We start from the raw sequence: 16,727 nt of genomic DNA on the forward strand, positions 1-16,727 counted from the left end.
GTACTGAGAAGTGCCGCTGAACCAACCGGGTTCAACAGCGATGTTCTGCAACCCTAAGCGATTGGCCGACATGCCCGGCACGAGCTACTGGGGCGGCTGCTCGTAGCACTATGATATCTTCCCCACTTCCGACGGGTGGCGCAGCCGCAACCGGGGAGACGAGGGCTCTGGCTCACGAACGCACCGAGTGCACAAGGGTTTTGAGGTTGACTTCGGGGTCAGCAAGTTGCGCCACGTCGACGTTGATCCCACGGGCGATCATCCGCCGGCCGACGCCGATACTGACCGGATCATTGACGGCGGCAACGGCGACAACGCTGCTGCCGCACAGGCCGAACACCGCCACTCGGCCGTCGGACCTGTCCCCGCGGGTAATGGTCTCCGTTGCCGCGGCCATGTGGCCGACGGCTTCGACGTGGAGTCCATGTCGGTCACTCCAGAACCACGGTGGCCGTACCGGCGGTGGTGGAGTCCCCAGGATAGTGGCCGCGGCACGCTGTGCCTGTTGAATCGCGGCGTCCCAGTGTTCTGTTCGGGCAGCCAGTGTGCCGCCGTGGCGGACACGGACGGGGTCACCGACCGCCAGTACGGCTGCGACGGAGGTCTGCTGGTTGGTGTCGACGATGATTCCGTGATCGGCCTGCAGTCCGGCGGACTCTGCCAGCTCCGTCTGGGGTGTCATGCCCACAGCGAGCAGCACGCGGTCGAATGTGACTGCGGCGTCGGCACCTTCGAACGTCGCCGATACGCCGAGCGGCGAATTCCTGAGTTCGCTGACGGGGGCGTTGACGGTCTCGATACCGTGGCGCGCGTGCGCTTCGTGCAACCAGGTCGCCAGATCGAGGCCCACAGCACGGGCCAGCGGAGGCAGCGTCGGTTCGGCAAGCACCACCCCGCACCCGAGGCTCACCGCGGTGGCTGCGACCTCGGCGCCGATCAACCCCGCGCCGATCACTAACAGGTGGGTCCCGGGCTGTAGCCTTTCGCGCAAGCTGTCGGCATCATCGACGGTGCGCAAGACGTGGACGCGGCTGTTCGCGATTCCTCGGATTGGGGGACGGGCGGCTTTGCCGCCCGTGGCCAGAACGACGCGGTCTGTGCGCAACGCGGTACCGGTTGACAGCATGACCTCGCCGGTCCCCGTGGAAAGCGCAGTCACGCTGGTACGGGCGATCAGTCTGACCGCGTGGTCGGAGTACCAAGAGGGACAACGAAGTGCGATCTGATCGGCATTGCGCTCTCCGGCCAGATAGCTCTTGGACAGTGGTGGCCGGTCATAGGGGAATTCGCCGTCGTCGACGATGGTGATGTCACCGTCGTAGCCCGCTGTGCGGAGCGCCTCTGCGGTGGTCACGCCGCCGATGCCGCCGCCCACGACGACTACGCCTTGCGGTGGTGTCATGCGGTATCCCTCATGACACTAGGAAACCCGTTGCGCCAACAGGTTTCCCCAAAAGCTTTCCACAGTGCGGAACGTAACGGGCGATCAGCTGCACAGGGCGGGGCCACAGTTGTACGCATGCCCGTCTCCGATCGACGAATCAGCACCCGGGAATGCGTGGTGGCCGCGCACAGGTTGGCGCGCGCCGCGCAGAGTGGGGTGCCGTGTCTGCCAGTCCGGGACCTCCTCGGAGCAGCCAATGTCGAACGTGCGTACGAAGTTCAGGATCTGCTGGTGTCCGAAAGGGTCGCGCAGGGGGCGGTTGTCGTCGGCCGCAAGATCGGTCTGACGTCGCCAGCGGTACAGCAACAACTCGGTGTTGATCAGCCTGACTTCGGCGTCCTGTTCGCGGATATGGATGTGTCGGCAATGGACCGCGTCCCTCACGACCTCCTGCTGCAACCGAAGGTCGAGGCCGAGGTGGCCTTCGGATTGTCCAAGGACCTGGACTTCGAGGACCTCGACTCGAACTCGGTGCGCGATGCAGTGGCGTGGGCGGCGGCCGCTCTTGAGATTGTGGATAGTCGAGTCGCGAACTGGGACATCACTATTGCCGACACCATTGCCGACAACGCATCGAGCGCCCTGTACGCGGTGTCCGAGCATCGACTCCCGCTCAGTGAAGTCGAACCGGTTGCCGTCGAGATGCGCATGTGCGTCAACGGCGTGCAGGTGTCCGAGGGCAACGGATCGGCCTGCCTCGGAGACCCGCTGCTGGCGCTGACCTGGCTGGCCCGGACCGCCCGTCGGTTTGGCCGCCCGCTGCGCGCCGGTCAGGTGGTGCTCTCGGGCGCGCTGGGGCCGATGGCGCCGGTCCCACCGGGGGCTGAGGTTGTTGCCGACATCACGACGCTTGGCCGGGTGTCGATCCAGTTCACCGATCAGAAGGGGCACTGACCGTGACCACTGTTGCAATCATCGGCTCCGGCAACATCGGCACCGACCTGATGATCAAGGTACTGAGGCTTTCCGACAGTCTTCATGTGGGTGCCGTGGTGGGCATCGATCCTGAATCGGATGGGCTGGCCCGAGCACGGAGGCTGAAGGTGCCGACCACGCACAATGGCGTCAACGGGCTCATTGCCCTTGACGGATTCGCCGAGATCGACATCGTGTTCGATGCGACGTCGGCGCATGCACACGTCGCAAATGCCGGGAGGTTGATCCCGTTGGGCAAACGGATGGTCGACCTGACGCCGGCAGCTATCGGGCCGTTTGTCGTACCGGCGGTCAACATGTCCGACGAACTCGACCGGGGCGCCGACAACGTGAACATGGTGACCTGCGGCGGGCAGGCGACTATCCCGGTTGTGGCCGCGGTATCCCGAGTGACTCCGGTGGCCTACGCCGAGATCGTGGCGTCTATCGCGTCCAGGTCGGCGGGGCCGGGCACGCGGGCAAACATCGACGAGTTCACCGACACCACTGCGAAGGCCATCGAGGCCGTCGGCGGCGCTGCTCGCGGTAAGGCGATCATCGTTCTCAACCCGGCCGAGCCGCCGCTCATCATGCGCGACTCGGTGTTCTGCCTGGTTGGAGACACCGATCAGGACGCGGTGCGCACTTCGATCGAAGCCATGGTCAGCGAGGTGGCCCGGTACGTTCCCGGTTACCGGCTCAAGCAGCAGGTTCAGTTCACCCCGGTCGACCGCGACGATGTACGGTCCCTGCTGCCGCCCGGTGCGCCACCGGTCACGACGCAGATCTCGGTGTTCCTCGAGGTCGAGGGGGCAGCGCACTATCTGCCTGCCTACGCAGGCAACCTCGACATCATGACCTCGGCGGCGCTGCGCGTGGGTGAGGAGATGGCGCGACGGATCACTGGGGAGACGTCTGGCCTCGACAAGGCGGTAGAGGCGTGACCGAACGGTTGTACATCCAGGACGTCACGCTCCGCGATGGCATGCACGCCATCCGGCACCGCATCGAGCCAAGCCTGGTCGCACAGATCGCGTTGGCTCTGGACCGGGCGGGGGTCGACGCGATCGAGGTCGCCCACGGCGACGGCCTTGCCGGTAGCTCGCTCAACTACGGACCGGGCAGTCACACCGACTGGGACTGGATCGACGCTGTGGCCGAGGTGGTCACCAACGCGACAATTACCACCCTGCTGCTGCCGGGGATCGGCACGATCGCTGAACTGCGGGAGGCCCATGAGCGCGGGGTCCGTTCGGTTCGCGTCGCCACGCACTGCACCGAAGCCGACATCTCGGCCCAGCACATCGCAACGGCACGCGAACTCGGGATGGATGTGAGCGGCTTTCTCATGATGAGCCATATGGCTCCACCCGCGGAGCTGGCTCGGCAGGCTAAACTAATGGAATCCTTTGGCGCACAATGTGTGTACGTGACCGACTCCGGTGGACACCTTACCGTTCCAGAAGTGCGCGAGCGTGTTCGCGCCTACCGCGACATACTGGATCCGTTGACGCAGATCGGGATTCACGCACACGAGAACCTGTCACTTGCGGTTGCCAACAGTTGCGCTGCGGTCGAGGAGGGGGCCACTCGGGTCGACGCCTCGCTAGCCGGGCTAGGCGCGGGCGCGGGCAATTGTCCAATTGAGCCGTTCGTTGCGGTAGCCGATCTGTACGGCTGGAAACACGACTGTGAGTTGTTCGCTCTGCAGGACGCTGCCGACGACATCGTCCGTCCCTTGCTGGACCAGCCCGTGCGGGTCGACCGAGAGTCACTCATTCTGGGCTTCGCCGGCGTGTATTCGAGCTTTCTCCGTCATGCGGAGGCCGCGTCGCAGCGATACGGCGTTACCACCCGGGCGATCCTGCTTGAGGTTGGCCGCCGCGGTCTGGTCGGCGGTCAGGAAGACATGATCGTCGACGTTGCACTTGACCTGGCCCGAGGCGGGACAGTCGAAAGCGGGTCAGCATGATCTTGACATGGATGGTGACCAAGCCGGTCATCTCTGCGGGTGACCTCTTCGCCATGGAGATGAGCACCCTGGTCGCGCTTGTCGGGCTCAGCCTCGCGGTCGCATTGACGGTTGATGCAGCGAATGTCGACCGAGCCCAGGAGCGGTAGTGGTCACGATCGGCACCTTCGGAAAGCGCATTCGCGACCGCCGCCGGTGCTGGCAAGACCCGAGCACAACCCCTACCAAACTCGTCTCTGCAGTATTCGCGACCCTCGTTGTCACGCTGGTGATTTCACGACAGAACTCACCCTCCTCGACGAGGACAAGTGACAACCACACGACTACTACTTCACCATCCCGGAGGTTAGCAACCTGCGGGGTAGTGCGAATGCGATGAATGGGTTTACCGCGTATGAATCGTTCAACGATCCCGACAAGGGCCTGTTCGTCGAACCTCCGATCTGATGACTCAGAGCGGTGAGCGCTGCAGCAACGTGGTGGAGCCCCGAGTCGACTTCGAGGTGTTGGATGACAGTGTCTCAATCAATGAATCACGTCGTGATGATCGGGCGGCTATCGACAAGGCGTTCAGCCTGTTGGTCGCGTTCGGCGATCAGGCCCGTACCGGGTTGGGAGTCAGCGAACTCGCTCGACGCGCGAATCTGAGTAAGTCCACGGCGTTTCGGGTGCTGGGTATGCTGGAACGCAACGCCATGGTGGAACGGATCGGCAAGAACTATCGGCTCGGCCCGCGGCTGCATGAGCTCGGGATGGCGGTTTATGCGCCACGGCAGGACCGGATTCGTGATCAATTGATCCCGTTTCTGACCGAGCTGTTCGAATTAACCAAGCAGACAGTTTGTTTGGCGACGCTGCACGGCGCCGATGTGGTGTGCCTGGCGACACTGCGCAGTCATCGGTCCGCGCCGGCACCGTCGCGCATCGGCGGCCGGCTACCGGCGCACTGCACCGCAGTCGGTAAGGTACTGCTGGCCTACGACGCCGAGGCTGTCGAGGCCGCCCTGGCAACACCGCTCGTTGAGCTGGCCGGGCAACTGGCGCGGATCCGTAGCGAGGGTGTGGCAGTCGACGGCCAGGAGAACCGGCTCGGCCTGACCTGCATCGCCGCACCGATCATGGGACGCAACGGCAAACCGCTGGCTGCCCTCTCGGTCTCAGCATCTTCAGGATCAGACGTCCACGCGCTCACCCTGGCCCTTCGCAAGGTCTGCGCCGCCGCCAGCCAAGCGATGCCGCGCCACGCTCTGGTCTAGTCAATCCTGGCTTCCATGCATGAAACGGTCCCGTGCCTGCGGCTGGTCGTCATCGCCAAGGTGCGCTGAAGCGTTGACGCCCTCAGGCGGGGTCGAACCTGAACACCGCCAACCGTCCGGCCAATGCCTCGAACTCGTCGGGTGTGCCGTCGTCGACGAGTCCGCTGCGTTTGGCGAACCCGACCCCGACCGGAACCTTGCGTGCGAAGGCCCGCAACACCGGCCTCGACTCGGCAGCGGACAGCTCGATGATCCGCACCCGGCGCGAGCGTCGGCCGCGCGTGAGCGTGCCCACGCCCGCGGCGCGGGCATTGGCCGCCCAGTCGGCACCGGGGTAGCCCGCCACGGTGTACAGGCCGCCGCCGTGGTCGAACGGCGTCATCGGCGTGCTCCGGAGTTGCCCGGACTTGCGTCCCGGCACCGTCAGTACCTGCGACGGGCCGGCCGGAACGCCGAGTCGCCCCATCGCGAGCACCAGTTTGTTCATCTGCTTGAGCCAGCGCGGCGGGCTCGGATCAGTTGTACTCGACATGTGTTGACTCCCTTGTTAGTTGAACAGGTGCCGATGGTCGGACACCCAACTGGCGAACGATGTCGCCGGACGCTCGAGGATCTTCTCGACGTCGGCTGTGACCTGCGCGGGCTGCTGGACCGTCTCGGCCAGCAGGCCCATGTAGGCGTCGGCGAAGGCCTCGGGAAAGCCGATGTCGGCGAACCGTTGGCGCACCAGGTGTGGAGGCAGTTCGTGGTACTCGAGCGGCCGCCCCAGTGCCGTACCGATCGTCTCGGCGAGTTCGGCGTTGGTGAGCGCCTGCGGCCCGGTCAGCGGGATGCGTTGGCCCACCAGGTTGTCGGTCATCAGAGCGTGCGCCGCGACGGCCGAGATGTCGGCGTCGGCGATCGGTGCTACCGACGCCGACGCATATGGCCCGCTGACGATGTCGCCACCACGGATCTGCGGCGCCCACATTCCCGCGAAGTTGGACGCGAACACGCTGGGCCGCAGGCTGACCCACTCCAGCCCCGAGCCGGCGGCGAGTTCGTCGACCTCCTTGTTGCGGTCACCGCGGACGCGCGATGGCTGGCGGGCGAAGTCGTCGTCGGCATTGATCGCCGACAGCGCGACCAGCCGCTGCACTCCGGCAGTGCGGGCCGCCTCGACGGTGGCGCACAGTCGATCGCCGAGCGCGCGCGAGTTGAGGAACACCGCGTCGGAGCCGGGCAGTGCGTCGAGTGCGGTGCGGTAGACGTCGACTCCCGGTGGGAGGCCTGCGCTATCGGGGTTGCGGGTGACCGCGCGGACGTCGACGCCTGCCGTCGTGAGTTGGGTGACCAGGGGGCGGCCGACGTTGCCGGTTGCGCCGGTGACGAGAATTGTGAACATGAATCAAGGACGGGACGGGCGTGCAGAAAGTTACGCACCGCTACCTGTAACTTTTCCGGGCTCCGTTCCGTCATAAGACCATGACCGAGCTGAGCGCCGCATGGCGCGCGCACCGCGCCTACCTCGTCAACCTGGCCTATCAGATGCTGGGCGACATCGGAGAGGCTGAGGACGTCGCGCAGGAGGCGTTCCTGCGGTTGTCGCGTGCCGACGGCATCGATGACGAGCGAGGGTGGCTCACCGTCGTGGCGGGACGGCTGTGCCTCGACCAGCTCAGGTCAGCGCGAGCCCGCCTGGAGACAAGTCTGCCGCCCGATCGTGAGATCGCCGTCGAACCCGCCGTCACACCAGACCCCGCTGACCGAGTGACCCTCGACGACGAAGTCAGCCGGGCGCTCATGGAGACCCTGGGCCGACTCAGTCCGGGGGAGCGGGTGGCGTTCGTGCTGCACGACGTGTTCGCGCTCCCGTTCGACGAGATCGCCGAGACCGTCGGTCGGCCCGTCGGAACCTGCCGACAACTCGCGCGCCGGGCCAGGGCCAAGTTCACCGGGGCGGCCCCGCGCACGGTCGATTCTCCTGATGCTCCTCGCGTCCGCGCCGTCGCCGCCGACGAACACCAGCGCGTCACCGAGGCCTTCATCGCCGCATGCGCCACAGGGGACCTCCAGGCGCTGGCCTCGGTGCTCGATCCCGCCGTGTGGGGTGTTGGCACGGTGCTCGCCGATCCGGCACCGCCGCCGCAGGTCAACCACGGGCCGCGCGATGTGGCCACCAACCTGCTGCGCTACCTGGGACCGGGCGCCACCGTGGTCGCCGGCGCGCCGGGTGAGCCCGCGCTGCTCGCGTTTGCCGAGGGCCGGTTGTTCGCCGTCGTGGTGCTGACGATCCGCGGTGGGCTGATCGTGAAGATCGAGGCCACCGCGGATCCGGCCGCGCGCGTCGCGCCGCATTGATCGCTGATGCGCCAACCGCTATCGAGGCATCAGGACCGTGTCGATCAGATAGACGGTCGCGTTGGCGGTCTGCACGCCGCCGCACACCACTCCTGCGTCATTGACCTTGAGATCCTGGCCGCCGCCGGAGACGGTGACGGTGCCGCCCTGAACCGTCTCGTGGTTGCCGACGACCTTCGCCGGATCAGCCTGACCGGGCACCACGTGATAGGTCAGGATGCTGGTCAGCAGCGGTGCATCGGTCTTGAGCTTCTCGACGGTGGCCGGATCGAGCTTGGCGAAGGCGGCATCGGTCGGTGCGAAAACCGTGAACTGTCCACCGTTGAGGGTGTCGACGAGGTTGACCTCCGGGTTGAACTTGCCGGACACGGCGGCGGTCAACGTGGTGAGCATTGGGTTGTTCGACGCGGCGGTAGCCACGGGATCCATCGCCATACCCGCGACCGATCCCGGTCCGTCGGGTACCTGCGCTGCATACGCAGAACATCCCGGCCCCACCAGCGAGGCGGCGGGATCAGCCTGTGCGATGGCGGCCGATGAGAACAGCAGTCCTGTGATGGCGACGGCGGCGAGCGCGGAACCCGAGATGGTCTTGGCGTTGTGTTTCATGGTGTTTCAACTCTCTGTCTGTGATTCGGGTGGATGGATGAGATGACATGAGCGGTGCCCCGGCGCGAGCACGGGGGATGTCAGCCGGGGCGCCGCTCATGTGTTCAGGGGGCCGCTACTCTCAGGCGGCCGGCGGCATCATGACGGTGTCGACCATGTACACCGTGGCGTTGGCGGTCTGGACGCCACCGCACACCAGGGCCGACTTGTCGAACGTCAGACCCTCGCCCGTGCCGGTGATGGTGACGTCCTGCCCCTCGACGGTCTTGTGGGTGCCCGGGACCTGGTCGGGGCTCAGCTGACCGGGGATCACGTGGTAGGTCAGGATGCTGGTCAGCAGTGGTGCGTCGGCCTTGAGCGTCTCGAGCGTGGCGGGGTCGAGCTTGGCGAAGGCGTCGTCGGTCGGCGCGATCACGGTGAACTCGCCGCCGTTGAGGGTGTCGACGAGGTTCACGCCAGGATTGAGCTGACCGGAGACCGCCTGAGTCAACGTCTTCAGCATCGGATTGTTCGAGGCGGCGGTGGCCACGGGATCCATCGCCATACCCGCGACCGAGCCCGGACCGGCCGGGACCTGTTCGGCATAGGCGGCGCAACTGGCGCCGACGAGGTTGGCGGCGGGATCGGCCGGCGCGCTGGTCGGCGCCACCGCCGACGTGGCTGCCGCACTCGGGGCGCTACTGGCTGTGGCGCTGCTGGACGCCTCGGTGTCCGAATCACTCGAACATGCCGCCGCGCCGAATACGGCGAGTGCGCTCAGACCTGCTGCCGCCACCACTTTGCGTTGAGCTGAATTCATGACTGTTCCCATCCCGTGTGTCTGGGGCGACGTTGCCGGCGCCCGAGGTCGATGACATCGGGTATTCGCGGTGATCTCGAATGCGGATGGGTCAGGTGGCCCCGCGTCAGATTGGCGTCACATTTGGGTGTCGCGACGTGCGGACTGGGTGCCGGGCCGACCTGCGCGGCACAATGGAGCGGTGAGTCCTGATCGTCTACGCGTCCTGGTGCTTGGCAGTACCGGGTCGATCGGTACCCAGGCGCTCGAGGTGATCGCCGCCAATCCCGATCGGTTCGAGGTCGTGGGCCTGGCCGCAGGTGGTGGCAATGCCGACCTGTTGCATCGTCAACGCGTCGAGACGGGTGTCACCAAGGTCGCCGTCGCCGACCCAGAGGCCGCCGACCGGATCGGCGAGGTGTCGTACTCCGGACCCGACGCCGTCACCCAGCTCGTCGAGGACACCGAGGCAGATGTCGTGCTGAACGCGCTTGTCGGCGCGTTGGGGCTGCGACCCACGCTGGCGGCCTTGGCATCGGGCGCCCGGCTGGCGCTGGCCAACAAGGAATCGCTGGTCGCCGGTGGCCCGCTGGTACAGAAGGCCGCGGCGCCGGGGCAGATCGTGCCGGTGGACTCCGAGCACTCCGCGCTGGCGCAGTGCCTGCGCGGCGGAACGGCGGACGAAGTGGCCCGGCTGGTGCTCACTGCGTCCGGTGGCCCGTTCCGTGGCTGGTCGGCCGCTGACCTCGAGGGCGTCACGCCCGAACAGGCCGGTGCACATCCCACCTGGTCGATGGGCCCGATGAACACGCTGAACTCGGCCTCACTGGTCAACAAGGGGCTCGAACTCATCGAGACGCACCTCTTGTTCGGCATCCCGTACGACCGCATCGACGTCGTCGTGCACCCGCAGTCGATCGTGCACTCGATGGTCACCTTCACCGATGGCTCCACCATCGCTCAGGCCAGTCCGCCCGATATGAAGCTGCCGATCGCGTTGGCGCTCGGCTGGCCCGCCCGGGTGCCGGGCGCGGCACTGGCGTGCGACTTCACCACGGCCTCCATGTGGGAGTTCGAGCCGCTGGACGACACCGTGTTCCCCGCGGTCGACCTGGCCCGCCACGCCGGAAGCCGGGGTGGGTGCCTCACGGCGGTGTACAACGCCGCCAATGAGGAGGCCGCCGAAGCCTTCCTCGCCGGGCGCATCAGCTTCCCCTCCATCGTGGCCACCGTCGGCGAGGTGCTGCGCGCCGCAGACCAGTGGTCCGCGGAACCGGCTACCGTAGAGGACGTACTCGAAGCGCAGGACTGGGCCCGGGACCGGGCACAGGGTGCCCTCAAAGCCCATGTGGGCGCCGCACAGGAGGTCGTAGTCACCCGATGATGTTCGTAGTGGGCATCGTGCTGTTCGCCCTGGCCATTCTGATCTCGGTGGCTCTGCACGAATGTGGACACATGTGGGTCGCGCGAGCGACGGGCATGAAGGTGCGGCGCTACTTCGTCGGCTTCGGTCCCACACTGTGGTCGACGATGCGACCCAACAAGCTCGGCCAGACCGAGTACGGCATCAAGGCCGTGCCCCTGGGCGGATTCTGCGATATCGCCGGGATGACGGCCGTCGAGGAGATCGCGCCAGAGGATCGTCCATACGCGATGTACCGGCAGAAGGTGTGGAAGCGCGTCGCGGTGCTATTCGCCGGTCCCGCGATGAACTTCATCATCGGCCTGGTCCTCATCTACGGCATCGCGATGGTGTGGGGACTGCCCAACCTGAATCCGCCCACCACCGCCATCGTCGGCGAAACTGCTTGCGTGGCATCCGATGTCGCAAAGGGTGAGCCGGGTCAGTGCACCGGCTCGGGACCTGCAGCGGCGGCGGGTATTCAGCCCGGCGACACGCTGGTCAAGGTTGGGGACACCGACGTGGCCACGTTCGATGAACTGGTCGCCGCGGTGCGCAAGCTCGACGGCCCCACCCCGTTCGTCGTGCAGCGTGACGAGGACGGTCAGGTTCGCGAGTTCACGACCACCGTTGACGTGACGCGAGCCGAGCGCTGGATCAGCAAGGACGCCGCCGAACCGACGGCCGTCGGCGCCGTCGGCATCGCGCCCGCGCGGTTCGGACCCACCCAGTACAACCCGCTGTCAGCGGTGCCCGCGACATTCGCGTTCACGGGCGACATGTCCGTCGAACTCGCCAAGGCCCTGGCGAAGATCCCGACCAAGGTCGGCGCTCTCGTCCACGCGATCGGCGGTGGCGAACGCGATATCGAGACCCCGATCAGCGTCGTCGGCGCCAGCATCATCGGCGGGGACACCGTCGATCAAGGCCTCTGGGTGATGTTCTGGTTCTTCCTGGCCCAGTTGAACTTCGTGCTCGGGGCGGTGAACCTGCTGCCGCTGCTGCCCTTCGACGGTGGTCACATCGCGATCGCCACATACGAGAAGCTGCGCAACATGATCCGCAGGGCACGCGGGATGGTGGCCGCGGGGCCGGTGGACTACCTCAAATTGATGCCAGCCACGTACGTCGTGCTTGCCGTGGTGGGCGCTTACATGCTGTTGACCGTCACTGCCGACTTGGTCAACCCCATCAGGATCTTCCAGTAGGAGCCCTCGTGACCACCTCCATCGGACTGGGTATGCCGGCACCGCCTGCGCCCACCCTCTCGCCGCGGCGCAAGACCCGCCAGCTCATGGTCGGCGACGTCGGCGTCGGCAGCGATCACCCGATCGCGGTGCAGTCGATGTGCACCACCAAGACACACGACATCAATGCCACCCTGCAGCAGATCGCCGAGCTGACGGCCTCGGGCTGCGATATCGTCCGCGTCGCCTGTCCCAGGCAGGAGGACGCCGACGCGCTGCCCGCGATCGCCAAGAAGGCGAACATCCCGGTGATCGCCGACATCCACTTCCAGCCCAAGTACATCTTCGCCGCGATCGATGCCGGTTGTGCGGCCGTCCGGGTCAACCCGGGCAACATCAAGGAGTTCGACGGACGGGTCAAGGAGGTCGCCAAGGCGGCCGGCGCGGCGGGTATCCCCATCAGGATCGGTGTCAATGCCGGTTCGCTCGATCCTCGGCTGATGAAGAAGTACGGCAAGGCCACCCCCGAGGCGCTGGTCGAGTCCGCGCTGTGGGAGGCGTCGCTGTTCGAGGAGCACGGCTTCGGCGATATCAAGATCAGCGTCAAGCACAACGACCCCGTCATCATGGTCGCCGCCTACGAATTGCTCGCCGCGCAGTGTGACTACCCGCTGCACCTCGGCGTCACCGAGGCCGGACCGGCATTCCAGGGCACCATCAAGTCCGCCGTCGCATTCGGTGCTCTGCTGTCCAAGGGCATCGGCGACACCATCAGGGTCTCGCTGTCTGCCCCGCCGGTCGAGGAGATCAAGGTCGGCAATCAGATCCTCGAGTCGCTGAACCTGCGGCCCCGCGGCCTGGAGATCGTGTCGTGTCCCTCCTGCGGGCGTGCCCAGGTGGACGTCTACACGCTCGCCAACGAGGTGTCGGCGGGTCTGGAGGGCATGGATGTGCCGCTGCGAGTGGCTGTTATGGGCTGCGTCGTCAACGGGCCGGGGGAGGCGCGCGAGGCCGACCTCGGCGTGGCATCCGGCAACGGCAAGGGGCAGATCTTCGTGCGCGGCGAGGTGATCAAGACGGTTCCCGAGTCGATGATCGTGGAAACGCTGATCGAGGAGGCCATGCGGATCGCCGCCGAGTCGGGTCCGGAGGCAAGTGCAAGCGGTTCGCCCGTGGTGACCGTAAGCTGACAGTGTCCCTGTGAGCGGGGTCACCGCCACCGCGCTTGCCGCAGAAAGAGTCTCCATGTCGGCTCCACCGCTGTTTCGCCTCACCGACGAGCGACGCGTCACGGTGGTGCGTGATGCCGCCGAGGTGCAGCGCGTGCTCGATGATGATCCCGTCGGCACGTGCATGGTGGCGGCCCGGGTCGTCGACCACGGTGTGGACCCGACGGCGATCGGCGGGGAACTGTGGACGTGTCGTGAGCCCAGTGAGTCGCTGTGCTTCGCCGGCGCGAACCTGATTCCACTGCGCGGCGGTGTGGCCGATGTGAACGCGTTCGCGGACAAGGCGATGAGTTCTCCGCGGCGGTGTTCGTCGTTGGTGGGTCACGCCGAGTTGGTGCTCCCGATGTGGGATCGCCTCGAATGCGGTTGGGGCCCAGCGCGTGACGTCCGTGAGGAACAACCCCTGATGGCGCTGGATCGGGCGCCCGAGTGTGCCGTGGATCCCGCGGTGCGCATGGTCCGGATGGACGAGTTGGACGCCTACCTCGTCGCGGCCATTGACATGTTCATCGGTGAGGTCGGTATCGACCCGCGGCTCGGGGACGGCGGGCGTGGCTACCGCCGTCGGGTCGCGGGGCTCATCGCGACGGGTCGGGCGTGGGCCCGGTTCGAGCGTGGCGAGGTCGTGTTCAAGGCGGAGGTCGGCTCACAGTCGCCGGCGGTGGGTCAGATCCAGGGCGTGTGGGTGCACCCCGAGTGGCGCGGTCGCGGTCTCGGTGCGGCGGGCACCGCCGCATTGGCCGGCGCGATCGTGCGCGGCGGCCGGACCGCGAGCCTGTACGTCAACGCGTTCAACACCATCGCCAGGTCGACCTACACCCGGATCGGTTTCACCCAGGTCGGTACGTTCGCCACTGTTCTGCTCGACTGACGCGGCACCCCTGCAGGGCGACCCGGAGCGGCACCGTCCTGCGTGCCCGGCTCGACCTCCGCGCCCGCACTCGGCTCGTTTGTGAATCTGACGACGATTCTGGCGCTGGAGCGTCGTCAGATTCACTTTTGGTGAGGGAATCTCGAAGTGATCACGGTTGGATCTCGGTGCGCCTCCGCAAGAACCGCTCGTCACACTCTTAACATCAGCCCCAATGGCATCGCGAACCTCATCCGTATCACGGGCCGCAGCCCTGCTCGCGGTCACCGTCGTCGTCGGCGCGGCCGGCGCGCTCACTGCGTGCACGCCCAAGCCCAACGGGCCCGAACCCGTCGCCGAGGCGTTCTTCGCCGCACTCGCCTCCGGTGACACCGGGGTCGCCGCCGAGTTCGCCGACAAACCCACAGACGCCAGGACTGCGCTCACCGAGGCATGGGCGGGTCTACAGGCCACCGGTCTCGATGCGCAGATCATGGGCTCGAAGTACGCCGAGGACACCGGCAGCGTCCTCTACCGCTACACGTGGCACCTGCCGAAGGACCGCACCTGGACCTACGACGGCCGGCTCAACATGATCCGTGACGAAGGCCGCTGGCGCGTTCGGTGGAGCGCCGCCGGGCTGCACCCGGACCTGGGGGAGAACCAGACCTTCGCGCTGCGGGCCGAGGCACCGCGCCGCGCGTCGGTCAACGAACGCGGCGGTTCCGATGTCCTGGTGCCGGGCTACGTCTACCACTACTCCCTGGACGCCAGGGCTGCGGCGGGCGATCTGATGCCGACCGCGGTCGCCGTCGTCGACGCGCTGCGCCCGTTCGACAACACGCTGGACCCCCAACGCCTCGCCGAGCTGGCGAGTTCGTCTGCCACGCCCATGAGTCTCATCACGTTGCGCAAGGACGATAACGACCGGGTGTCGGCGGCGATCGGCAAGCGGCCCGGCGTCGTCATCACACCGCAGCCCGAGATGGTGGCCACCGACGACCGTTTCGCGCCCGCGATCATCAACCAGGTCAAGCAGTCCGTGACCGACCAACTCAACGGCCAGGCCGGATGGCGCATCGCCAGCGTGAACCAGAACGGCGTCGAGGTGGATGTGCTCAACGAGGTGCCGGGCGCGCCGGCGCCGTCGATCACGATCAGCCTCGACCGCTCAGTGCAGAACGCCGCGCAGGACGCCGTCAACATGGTCGGCAGGAAGGCGATGATCGTCGCGATCAAGCCCTCGACCGGTGAGATCCTGGCCGTCGCGCAGAACGCCGCCGCGGATGCGGACGGACCGACGGCGACCATGGGGCTCTACCCGCCGGGGTCGACGTTCAAGATCGTCACAGCGGGCGCGGCGATCGACCGTGACATGGCCACACCCAACACGCTGCTCGGGTGCCCAGGGACTCTGGACATCGGCCATCGCACGGTGCCGAACTATGGCGGCTTCGACCTGGGCACGGTACCGCTGTCCCGGGCATTCGCGAGTTCGTGCAACACCACCTTCGCAGAACTGGCCAGCAAGATGCCGCCGCGAGGGCTGACCACCGCGGCCGCGCAGTACGGCATCGGGCCGGACTACATGGTGGACGGCATCACGACGGTGACCGGCTCGGTGCCGCCGACGGTGAACCTGGCCGAGCGCACCGAGGATGGCTTCGGTCAGGGCAAGGTGCTGGTCAGCCCGTTCGGGATGGCACTGGTCGCCGCGACCGTCGCCGCCGGGAAGACCCCTGTGCCGCAACTGATCGAGGGACGACCGACGGAGATCACCGATCCGGGCGCGCCGATCTCGCCGAAGATGGTGGACGGTCTGCGGCCGATGATGCGACTCGTCGTCACCAATGGCACCGCCACCGACCTCGAGGGAGTCGGCGACATCCGCGGCAAGACCGGTGAGGCGGAGTTCGAGGGCGGCTCACACGCGTGGTTCGCCGGCTATCGCGGTGACCTGGCGTTCGCCGCCCTGATCGTCGGCGGCGGTAGTTCGGAGTACGCGGTCCGGATGTGCAAGGACATGTTCAGCGGGTTGCCCCCGGACTACCTCGCCTGACCTGGGTCTGAATCCAGGCAATGAGCACCCGGGGTGCCGCGCGGTAACGTTGAGCACGCCATGAACGGGATGGACGAGGAATACGCGCGCACGCAGGGCGTGGTGAGTGCCGACGTGCTGCGCATATCTGACGCCGACCGCAACGGCACATTGCGCCGCCTGCACAACGCCGTGGCGCTCGGGCTCATCGACATCGATGAGTTCGAGGAGCGCTCCATCGCTGTCAGCAGGGCCCGCCTGCAGGCCGAACTCGCCGCCCTGGTCGGCGATCTGCCCGGGCCGGGTGCCATCGTGACCACGGCTACCGACCGTGTCGAACTCCGCGGCGTGATGGGATCGCTGAAGCGGCAGGGGGAGTGGGTGGTCCCCACCCGACTCGCCCTGGTGCGCAGGATGGGATCGATCGACCTGGACCTCACCAAGGCCCGGTTCGCAGGTGCCATCGTGGTCATCGAACTCGACATGAAGTTCGGGTCACTGAACATCCGGCTGCCCGACGGTGCCAGCGCGTCGATCGACGATCTCGAGGTGATCGTCGGCAGCGCGCGGGACCACCGCAAGGACGCCCCCGCCGAGGGCAGGCCGCACGTGATCCTCACCGGACGCAGCGTGTGCGGCTCGGTCGACATCCGGGGTCCGCGACGACGGGCCGTGATGAATCGGTTGCGGCGCGGCTAGCGCTTACC

17 protein-coding genes are annotated in these 16,727 nt (G+C 66.8%); 12 read left to right on the top strand and 5 right to left on the bottom strand.

The features are described from left to right. Positions 1-172: 172 nt before the first annotated feature. Positions 173-1,402, bottom strand: coding sequence for an NAD(P)/FAD-dependent oxidoreductase (locus ACZY0X_RS22500; RefSeq protein WP_463773570.1), 1,230 nt, complete (start codon positions 1,400-1,402; stop codon positions 173-175). Positions 1,403-1,519: 117 nt separating this feature from the next. Here ACZY0X_RS22500 and ACZY0X_RS22505 point away from each other — a divergent pair, with 117 nt between their 5' ends. The 5 genes from ACZY0X_RS22505 (at position 1,520) to ACZY0X_RS22525 (ending at position 5,587) form a co-directional block, all read left to right on the top strand. Continuing rightward, entirely contained in the window at positions 1,520-2,338 is an 819-nt protein-coding gene (locus tag ACZY0X_RS22505; RefSeq protein ID WP_463773571.1) for a 2-keto-4-pentenoate hydratase, read from the top strand. A 2-nt stretch (positions 2,339-2,340) separates the two neighbouring features. Further along, entirely contained in the window at positions 2,341-3,303 is a 963-nt protein-coding gene (locus ACZY0X_RS22510) for an acetaldehyde dehydrogenase (acetylating) (protein WP_463773573.1), read from the top strand. Continuing rightward, a complete protein-coding gene (gene dmpG / locus ACZY0X_RS22515; protein WP_463773575.1) occupies positions 3,300-4,331 on the top strand; it encodes a 4-hydroxy-2-oxovalerate aldolase in 1,032 nt (343 codons plus the stop codon). The genes ACZY0X_RS22510 and dmpG overlap by 4 nt, the downstream gene beginning before the upstream one ends. Then, positions 4,328-4,480, top strand: coding sequence for a hypothetical protein (locus ACZY0X_RS22520; RefSeq protein ID WP_463773576.1), 153 nt, complete (start codon positions 4,328-4,330; stop codon positions 4,478-4,480). Before dmpG ends, ACZY0X_RS22520 begins: the two co-directional genes overlap by 4 nt. Positions 4,481-4,777: 297 nt before the next feature. Then, on the top strand, positions 4,778-5,587 hold the full coding sequence (locus ACZY0X_RS22525; RefSeq protein WP_463773578.1) for an IclR family transcriptional regulator: 810 nt from the start codon (positions 4,778-4,780) through the stop codon (positions 5,585-5,587). An 82-nt stretch (positions 5,588-5,669) separates the two neighbouring features. Here ACZY0X_RS22525 and ACZY0X_RS22530 read toward each other — a convergent pair whose 3' ends face one another. Continuing rightward, positions 5,670-6,119, bottom strand: a complete 450-nt coding sequence (locus tag ACZY0X_RS22530) for a nitroreductase family deazaflavin-dependent oxidoreductase (protein ID WP_463773579.1) — start codon at positions 6,117-6,119, stop codon at positions 5,670-5,672. A 15-nt stretch (positions 6,120-6,134) separates the two neighbouring features. Then, the gene (locus ACZY0X_RS22535) at positions 6,135-6,971 is read right to left on the bottom strand and encodes an NAD(P)H-binding protein (protein ID WP_463773581.1); all 837 of its coding nucleotides are present in this window, start codon (positions 6,969-6,971) and stop codon (positions 6,135-6,137) included. Positions 6,972-7,051: 80 nt separating this feature from the next. Between ACZY0X_RS22535 and sigI the strand changes: the two genes are divergently transcribed. Continuing rightward, positions 7,052-7,927: an RNA polymerase sigma factor SigI gene (gene sigI / locus ACZY0X_RS22540; protein WP_463773582.1), complete on the top strand. Its 876-nt coding sequence runs from the start codon at positions 7,052-7,054 to the stop codon at positions 7,925-7,927. Positions 7,928-7,945: 18 nt separating this feature from the next. On the opposite strand, the gene ACZY0X_RS22545 is transcribed toward sigI, so the two are convergent. Beyond that, complete coding sequence (locus ACZY0X_RS22545; protein ID WP_463773583.1) at positions 7,946-8,536, bottom strand: fasciclin domain-containing protein; 591 nt, start codon at positions 8,534-8,536, stop codon at positions 7,946-7,948. Between the two features lie 121 nt (positions 8,537-8,657). Then, a complete protein-coding gene (locus ACZY0X_RS22550) occupies positions 8,658-9,335 on the bottom strand; it encodes a fasciclin domain-containing protein (RefSeq protein ID WP_463773586.1) in 678 nt (225 codons plus the stop codon). Between the two features lie 181 nt (positions 9,336-9,516). On the opposite strand from ACZY0X_RS22550, the gene dxr reads away from it, so the two are divergent. The 6 genes from dxr (at position 9,517) to ACZY0X_RS22580 (ending at position 16,719) form a co-directional block, all read left to right on the top strand. Beyond that, positions 9,517-10,698 carry a 1-deoxy-D-xylulose-5-phosphate reductoisomerase gene (gene dxr, locus ACZY0X_RS22555; RefSeq protein ID WP_463773587.1) on the top strand — a complete coding sequence of 394 codons (1,182 nt, stop codon included), beginning with the start codon at positions 9,517-9,519 and terminating at the stop codon, positions 10,696-10,698. After that, entirely contained in the window at positions 10,695-11,924 is a 1,230-nt protein-coding gene (locus ACZY0X_RS22560; RefSeq protein ID WP_463773588.1) for a M50 family metallopeptidase, read from the top strand. The genes dxr and ACZY0X_RS22560 overlap by 4 nt, the downstream gene beginning before the upstream one ends. Positions 11,925-11,956: 32 nt before the next feature. Next, positions 11,957-13,093, top strand: coding sequence for a flavodoxin-dependent (E)-4-hydroxy-3-methylbut-2-enyl-diphosphate synthase (gene ispG, locus ACZY0X_RS22565; protein WP_463774084.1), 1,137 nt, complete (start codon positions 11,957-11,959; stop codon positions 13,091-13,093). A gap of 55 nt (positions 13,094-13,148) precedes the next feature. Continuing rightward, entirely contained in the window at positions 13,149-14,003 is an 855-nt protein-coding gene (locus tag ACZY0X_RS22570) for a GNAT family N-acetyltransferase (protein ID WP_463774085.1), read from the top strand. A gap of 214 nt (positions 14,004-14,217) precedes the next feature. Next, positions 14,218-16,041, top strand: a complete 1,824-nt coding sequence (locus tag ACZY0X_RS22575; RefSeq protein WP_463773590.1) for a penicillin-binding transpeptidase domain-containing protein — start codon at positions 14,218-14,220, stop codon at positions 16,039-16,041. A 69-nt stretch (positions 16,042-16,110) separates the two neighbouring features. Then, a complete protein-coding gene (locus ACZY0X_RS22580; RefSeq protein ID WP_463774086.1) occupies positions 16,111-16,719 on the top strand; it encodes a DUF1707 SHOCT-like domain-containing protein in 609 nt (202 codons plus the stop codon). The last annotated feature ends 8 nt before the right edge of the window (positions 16,720-16,727 follow it).

The organism is Mycobacterium sp. IDUB_39, from assembly GCF_055419205.1.